The following is a 1,580-nucleotide window of genomic DNA, read 5'->3' on the forward strand; positions in this document are numbered from 1 at the left end:
CACGCTTCGCGAATTACCATCCGTCACGCAAGACGGCCCCCGTCGGACGCGTACGACCTGAGAGCGGAGCGCCAGGTTGCTCGAAACGGTCAAACGCAGCATCGCGCGTGCGTGTCTTTGCCCTTGCAGCCGGCGCCCCCGCGCCAAAGGGAAGTGGCATTACGTGTCCAGGTGCGGCGCCGGGCGCTAGCTTCTCGACTTATCCGGCGCTGGCGAGGAGTTGCCGCGCTACTTCGCGCGATACCTCCGGAGCCGGCGCAGTCGCGCTCCTGCCAAAAAGGATCGAAGCTCCAAGCGTCGTGCTCGCCAAGTTCAAAGTCGTAATCTTCGCGCGCCTCGCGGCGCCAATTGACTTGGCCTTTGCTGTTGAAGTCGGTCTTTACCCACTGAGCTTGTTAAAGAGCGCGTCCGCGTCTTGTACCGTTTCGTGCGCTTTTCCGCCGGGATCGCTGCCGCTCTGTCCATCCGCGTCGTGAAGTATACAACCGATCTCTGTGTTGATTAGGATCGGTCTAGCAGCGCGCCGGAAATGAATTTCCTGACTCGGTACCGGTGCACTTTTGAACACTTCAGTTTTAGGCAGACTGACAGCTAGGAACGTTCTTGATCGAGGAGAATCGAATCCAAGCCTGTGGCTTACTCCTCAGCCCCCAAGGCCGCAGGTGCGGTCCTGGCGCTTCTTGTTCCGCGTCAGGGCCGCTTTGACGGAGCGTCAATTTTAGGAAGGATGCTTTGCTTGCGTTGCGATTCCTGTGCCGGCCTGGACCCGGCACACCACGAGAGCTGGCAGACGGCCTCAGCTTTACTGCTGAGGCCGTTTCAGTTGACCGGCCGCGCCTTCGTGACCTGCCCGACCTGGTAGGGCATCCATTCGCAGAAATAGCTGTGTTCGGGCAGGTCCTCGCCTTCCTGCAAAAGCTTGACGCTGGTTCGGCTATGCGGGACGCCATTGCCAACAAAACGGCCAAGTTCACCAGCGCGTCGTGGAAAACATGAGTGACGATCGCGGCGAGCGGTTTTCGGCGATCAATGTGCGTAAAGCCATAGTCGCGGTAAGGCGCGAAGGCGTGAACCACACAACGCGGCCGACAGTCGGGAGAATTTTGGTCATGGAGCATCCAGGTTTGCGAAATAGCGGATGCTTCGGACCTACACCAGCGCCGGAAATGAATTCCGAGCCACAGGAACGATTACCCAGCAGGCTCATTATGGGGACATGTCCCCTCGCATATTGGGACACACTCACGAACTTAAACGGTCCCGGCGTCGTCCGGCGACACGGGATCGCTGGCGGCTCTGGCGTGATTAGAGCTCCCGTCAGGGCCGTTTTTTAGGCCGGAACGATCTCGATCTGCTCAGCCCGTTCTGCTTCCGCATCGTAAACCTTGATTTGAAGGTTCGGAAAACGCGTCTTCAAATCTCTGGCTGCTTGGAATGCGAAATCTTGGGTTTTGAACTCTCGTTTCGCGTGGCCATCGGCAATGAGGGCGTAACCACTTGTCGGAAGGTCGGCCGGCGCCCTGGTCGTTGTTGCAGGCGCCGCCACAGGCGATCGTTGCGTGCGCTGTTGTCGCATGGGA

At 59.0% G+C, this 1,580-nt stretch carries 1 protein-coding gene; it reads right to left on the reverse strand.

Annotated elements, in window-relative coordinates; all coding sequences use genetic code 11:
* Window positions 1-1,330 precede the first annotated feature (1,330 nt).
* Window positions 1,331-1,580 (reverse strand): hypothetical protein (locus tag CQ12_RS42495; RefSeq protein WP_430642243.1); only part of this gene is annotated, 250 nt, incomplete at its 5' end.

The organism is Bradyrhizobium jicamae (assembly GCF_001440395.1).
GTDB classification, from domain to species: domain Bacteria; phylum Pseudomonadota; class Alphaproteobacteria; order Rhizobiales; family Xanthobacteraceae; genus Bradyrhizobium; species Bradyrhizobium jicamae.